We start from the raw sequence: 5,083 nt of genomic DNA on the forward strand, positions 1-5,083 counted from the left end.
CGATTCGAGCACGGAGCCGATCTGGCTCGCGCCGTCGCCGAAGTAGTTCACGGTCAGATCGGTCGTACCGGCGTGCTTCTGGGCCCATGCGTTGCCCGTGGCCATCGGTGCGCCTCCGCCCACGATCGCGTTGGTACCGAGGGCTCCAGCTTCGAACCACTGCAGGTGCATCGATCCCCCGCGCCCACGACAGTAGCCCTGTGCCAGCCCCAGAATCTCGGCGAGCGTCCGTTGCAGAACCGTCTGGATCTCGGGCGTGACCGGATCGCGGGGGTCGATCGCGGCTCCGGAGACGTGCGTGAGCGCCTTGGCGAGGAACTGGTGGTGGCCGCGGTGTGAGCCGTTCACGGCATCCGTCGAGCGAAGACCCACGATCGATCCGACCGCGCCGCCTTCCTGGCCGATGCTGGAGTGCGCCGGTCCGTGGACAAGCCCTTCCGCGGCGAGCGCGAGCACGGTCTCTTCGAAAGCCCGGATGAGGTGGAGTTCGGCGAGCATCGTCCCGAGCAGAGCTGGATCGGCAGCCTTCCAGTCGGCGGCGGTCGTCGTCAGCTGAATCCAGTCGGTGCCGGTTTCCAGTCGTCTGCGTCGCGGCATTTCGCCCATCCTCGCGTCGTTGCGTGTTCAGACCGTGTGTCTGCTGAGACTGTACGGCTGATTGCATCCAATCTCAAGCTTGAGCGCCAGGAATCGGACTCCTCATTGAGCAGCAACTGTGAATCTGGATACAATCGGGCCGCGGCGCCTGTGAGCAAGGAGGTTCTCATGGCCCTCCCCGGAGTTCGTGGGCTCGACCACGTCGGGTTCACCGTTCCCGACCTCGATGAGGCCCACGCGTTTCTCGTGGATGTCCTCGGCGCGATCCACGTGTACACCCTGGACGCCAAGCGGTCGGACGACGACTGGATGGCTGTCCACCTCGGCGTGCACCCGCGTACCGAGATTCGCGAGATCCGCTTCTATCGCGTCGGCTGTGGAACCAACCTCGAGGTGTTCCAGTACGACAGCGCCGACGGACAGGCCCCACAACCACGCAACAGCGACATCGGAGGTCACCACCTCGCGCTCTACGTCGACGATATGGATGCCGCGGTGAGCTATCTGCGTGAGCACGGCGTCGAGGTCATGGGCGATCCGGTCGCGAGCGCCGGAGCATCCGCCGGTCAACGGTGGCTCTACTTCCGCAGCCCCTGGGGGATGCAGTTCGAGCTCGTGAGCTTCCCGACCGGCAAGGCCTACGAGGCCACGGCGGCGACCCTCCTGTGGCACCCGAAGGATCCCGCCCGATGACCACTGCCCCACCGACTCTGGACGGGCCACGCAGCCGCGACGGGGATGCTCACGCGCGCATCGCCGACGGCATCCGTCGCGGGATCATCGACGGCACTCGACCTCCCGGCAGCCGCATCCTTCAAGAGGATCTGGCTGCACGATACGGCGCGAGTCGAGTGCCGGTGCGCGAGGCGATCCGACAACTCGAGTACGAAGGGTTGCTGACGGTCGTCCCCAACGCGGGAGCCTGGGTGTCGACGATGACCCTTGCCGAGTGTGAAGAGATCTATCGGATGCGCGAGCGCCTCGAGCCGTTGCTGTTGTCGTACAGCGCCCCGCGCCTCTCCGACGACGAGATCGGCGCGCTGGCCGAACTCGCGGACCGGATCAGTGACACCGGCGACGACACCGACGCCTTCCTCGAGCTCGACGCTGCGTTTCATCACGCCAGCTATTCCGCGGCCGACACGTCTCACCTCACGGACTTGGTGGTGCGACTGTGGAATCTCACTGCGCCGTATCGGCGCAGCTATGTCTCATCGTGGACTCCCGACGCCCGCCGGATCGCCCACGAGGAGCATCACCTCATCGTCGCGGCCCTGCGCGATCGTGACACCGAGGAAGCTGAACGAGTCCTCGGTGGACACATTCGCCGCACGCGCCGTCAGCTCGCCCGTACGCCGGAGATCTTCGCGCTCAGTGCCGTCTAGCGCTCGCCGGCACGCGACGAGCGCGGGGCATCACTGATCGAGCGCCCCGCGCATCGTCGCCAGGTGCGACAGGTCTGGCGCGATCTCCCCCGCCTCGATCCGGTGGGCCAGTTCGACGACCCGGGCGTTGACGGGGGTACGGATGCTGTGAGCAGCCCCGCGCGCCACGACGTGCCCATTGAGGTCATCGACCTCGCTCCGGCGCCCTTTTCGCCAGTCCTGTAGGACCGTGGTGGTGGCGCCGGGTACGACAAAGCTCGCGAACAGCTTGTCGGTCATGATGTCCACGATCCGCCCCGGATCGTGGATCTCGTCGGCGTCCAAACCGAAGATGGGCAGAACCGAGTGGCCCTCAGCAGCCCCCACCGTCAATGCCTCGTTGCCCGCGGCGATCATCACGTCGCGATATCCCGGCGCGTGCAGGGCGTCGAGCATCGGGAGACCCAGGATCGCCGAGGTTACGAGCAGGGTGCTGTTGCTCACGAGCTTCATCCATTTCGCCGCGAGGATGTCATCGAAGACCTCGACGGTGCCCGACAGCCCAAGGATCCGAGCCAGCTCCGGGATGCGGTGAGCCGGCCCTCGCTCATCGAGGGTGCCGACGGCGAACCACGAGCGAGAGGCGGGAGTGTGTCGATGCACGACGCCCGGGTCAGTCATCGTCGCGGAGCACTCGATCACACAGCCGAGCGTGCGCTGGGGCCCCACGGCTTCAGCGATGACTCCCGCAGTCATCCCGTTCTGAACACCGACCAGGATGCCGTCGTCGGCGAGGTAAGGCTGAATGAGTGTGCTCACCCACGGGGCGTCGTACGCCTTCACGAGCATCAGGACGACATCGAAGCGATCGCGAAGCTCTGCCACCTGGCAGAAGTGACGCACATCGGGCTGGACATGGATCTCGCCCTCGGGGCTGATGATCTGCAACCCATCGACCCGCATTCTCTCGACATGAGCGGGCCATTGCTCGATGAGCGTGACGTCCTCTCGCGCACGGATCAGGTCAGCACCGATCGATGACCCGTTGGCGCCAGCGCCTACAACCGCGATTCTTGTCATCACTGACCTTCCCGTCACCTGCGCCGGAACACTCGCACGATACAGCAGCGGCGTACATGTGCGCCCGAAAGCCCTCGAAGTGGACCCCGCAGGCTGATAGTGTTCACTATTACTGGACACTATCAGCGTAGAGAGCGGACAGCATGATCCTCCACCTCGCATCCTTCCGATGGGTCGACAGCGTCACCGACGACGATGTCGACCGGCTGACGGCGGCCCTGACCGCGATGGCGGCACAGATCCCCGAGCTGCGGTCCTATGTCGCAGGGCCGAATCTCCATCTGCGCCCCGGCGGAATGGACTATGCCGTCGCCGCGGTCGTGGATGACGAGGCGGGTCTGCATACGTACCTCGACCACCCCGCTCATGCTCAGGTCTATGCCGACCTCATGGGCCACATGCTCGCCGACCGCGCCGCCGCGCAGCTTCCGCTGACCGAGGGCCGTCTGGCATGAACGCCATGCGCGCCGCAGTCCTGCACGATGTGCATGATCTTCGCATCGACGATGTTCCCGTCCCCTCCCCGGGCCCCGGCGAGGTGCTCATCCGAGTCGGGGTGTGCGGTGTCTGCGGGTCGGATGCCACCGAGTTCGGTCGGGGACTCGTCCTCGCCCAGCCGCCGGTCACCCTCGGTCATGAGTTCGCCGGCACCATCGAGCAGGTCGGTCCGGGAGTGTCCGAGCTGACGGTCGGCGCAACCGTCGTCTGCGGCGCCGGCCTCTCGTGCGGCGAGTGCAAAATGTGTCGCGCGGGGCGCACCAACCTGTGCGCGTCGTACACGACCTTGGGTTTCCACCACAACGGGGGCCTCGCAGGATACGTCCTCTGCCCCGCCGAGATTGTGTGGGATGCCTCAGCCAGCGGGCTGACGCTCGACACGCTCGGCCTTGCACAGCCGATGGCCATCGCGGTTCACGCGGTTCGGCGTTCCGGCTTGCAACCGGGCCAGGATGCCGTTGTCGTCGGCGTGGGTGGCATCGGTGCCTTCATCACGCACGCTGCGGCGGCGACCGGCGCGCGCGTGCTGGTGACGGACCTCAACGCACCGCGACTGGAACTGGCGCGGGCACTCGGTGCTGCCGACACCGTCCAGGCGGGAGGTCAGAGCCTGCGCGACACCCTCAGCGAACGCGGGATCGTGCCCGACGTCTTCTTCGAGGTGTCCGGGTCTGCGCCGGGACTCGCGTCAGTCCTCGACGCCGCCAGCCCCGGCGCGACGATCGTCCCGGTCGGCATCCAGCGCGGTGAGCCTGCACTGCCGCTCGGCTCGTGGACCCTGCGCGAATACACAATCGTCGGCACGGTGGCTCACGTGTACCGAGACGACATTCCCGAGGCCGTCCGGCTCCTGGCTGCGCGCGGCGAATGGTCGGATGTCGCCGCTGACGTCCTTCCGCTGGATGAGGTTGTCGACGGAGCACTTCAGCCGTTGCTCAGCGGCGCGCCGGGCCAGGTCAAAACACTGATCGACCCATGGACCGAAGGGCGCAGGGACGCCGTTCACGGCCGCTCACACGCCTGACGCGGGCGACCCGCCCAGCAGTAGTCCGCGTCAGGGCAACCGTTCCATTGCCCGCAGCACATCGACGGCGGATGCCGGCGCGCTGGGCTGGGATGTGACCCCGGGGGCTACCGGCAGCGCCTCATTCTGCGGCCTCCGACCGAACACGAACCACACCCCGCGCGCAATGCTGTCCGAGTGGTTCACAAACAGGTGCGGCCGCATCGAGTCGAAACTCAGGGAATCGCCCGGGTGCAGGACGTACGTATCGAAATCCAGCTGCAGGGTGAGCTCACCCTCGAGGAGGTACGCGTACTCGACTCCCGCGTGGCGCATGAGCCGGTCCTCCACGGAACTGCTGGCGCCGGGCTGGTATGTCACCAGCAGCGCATCGGAAGGACCTCCGGGAACACTGGCGAGCTTCTCCCAGCGAACGCCGTTCTCCATCTCGATCACCGGGTACTCGGCAGCGCGCCGGACAGTTGACGCATCCGGTGGTGTGGGAACTGGGGCAACGGGCGACGGACTCGCCGTGGGAACG

At 66.6% G+C, this 5,083-nt stretch carries 7 protein-coding genes; 4 read left to right on the forward strand and 3 right to left on the reverse strand.

The features are described 5' to 3' along the window. The coding region (locus tag Q1V87_RS06545) for a thiamine pyrophosphate-dependent enzyme (protein ID WP_300591373.1) at window positions 1–597 on the reverse strand (597 nt) is incomplete at its 3' end. Between the two features lie 168 nt (window positions 598–765). Here Q1V87_RS06545 and Q1V87_RS06550 point away from each other — a divergent pair. Together Q1V87_RS06550 and Q1V87_RS06555 are read left to right on the forward strand one after the other, a co-directional pair. After that, entirely contained in the window at window positions 766–1,290 is a 525-nt protein-coding gene (locus tag Q1V87_RS06550; protein WP_292709131.1) for a VOC family protein, read from the forward strand. After that, entirely contained in the window at window positions 1,287–1,982 is a 696-nt protein-coding gene (locus Q1V87_RS06555) for a GntR family transcriptional regulator (RefSeq protein WP_300591374.1), read from the forward strand. The genes Q1V87_RS06550 and Q1V87_RS06555 overlap by 4 nt, the downstream gene beginning before the upstream one ends. A gap of 30 nt (window positions 1,983–2,012) precedes the next feature. On the opposite strand, the gene Q1V87_RS06560 is transcribed toward Q1V87_RS06555, so the two are convergent. Next, window positions 2,013–3,041, reverse strand: a complete 1,029-nt coding sequence (locus Q1V87_RS06560) for a ketopantoate reductase family protein (protein ID WP_300591375.1) — start codon at window positions 3,039–3,041, stop codon at window positions 2,013–2,015. A gap of 143 nt (window positions 3,042–3,184) precedes the next feature. On the opposite strand from Q1V87_RS06560, the gene Q1V87_RS06565 reads away from it, so the two are divergent. Continuing rightward, complete coding sequence (locus tag Q1V87_RS06565) at window positions 3,185–3,496, forward strand: Dabb family protein (RefSeq protein WP_300591376.1); 312 nt, start codon at window positions 3,185–3,187, stop codon at window positions 3,494–3,496. Window positions 3,497–3,501: 5 nt separating this feature from the next. Further along, window positions 3,502–4,563 (forward strand): alcohol dehydrogenase catalytic domain-containing protein, encoded by a 1,062-nt coding sequence (locus Q1V87_RS06570; protein ID WP_300591377.1) that lies wholly within the window; start codon window positions 3,502–3,504, stop codon window positions 4,561–4,563. Between the two features lie 30 nt (window positions 4,564–4,593). Here the strand turns inward: Q1V87_RS06570 and Q1V87_RS06575 are convergent. Continuing rightward, window positions 4,594–5,083, reverse strand: a 490-nt coding sequence (locus Q1V87_RS06575) for a cupin domain-containing protein (protein WP_300591378.1), incomplete at its 5' end; no start/stop codon positions are given.

Source organism: Microbacterium sp. (assembly GCF_030149085.1).
Lineage (GTDB): Bacteria > Actinomycetota > Actinomycetes > Actinomycetales > Microbacteriaceae > Microbacterium.

Excerpts from the sequence above, each read along its gene's own strand:
- Q1V87_RS06550 (WP_292709131.1), top strand. The coding sequence starts at position 766 with ATGGCCCTCCCCGGAGTTCGTGGGCTCGACCACGTCGGGTTCACCGTT.
- Q1V87_RS06555 (WP_300591374.1), top strand. The coding sequence starts at position 1,287 with ATGACCACTGCCCCACCGACTCTGGACGGGCCACGCAGCCGCGACGGG.
- Q1V87_RS06560 (WP_300591375.1), bottom strand. The coding sequence starts at position 3,041 with ATGACAAGAATCGCGGTTGTAGGCGCTGGCGCCAACGGGTCATCGATC.
- Q1V87_RS06565 (WP_300591376.1), top strand. The coding sequence starts at position 3,185 with ATGATCCTCCACCTCGCATCCTTCCGATGGGTCGACAGCGTCACCGAC.
- Q1V87_RS06570 (WP_300591377.1), top strand. The coding sequence starts at position 3,502 with ATGCGCGCCGCAGTCCTGCACGATGTGCATGATCTTCGCATCGACGAT.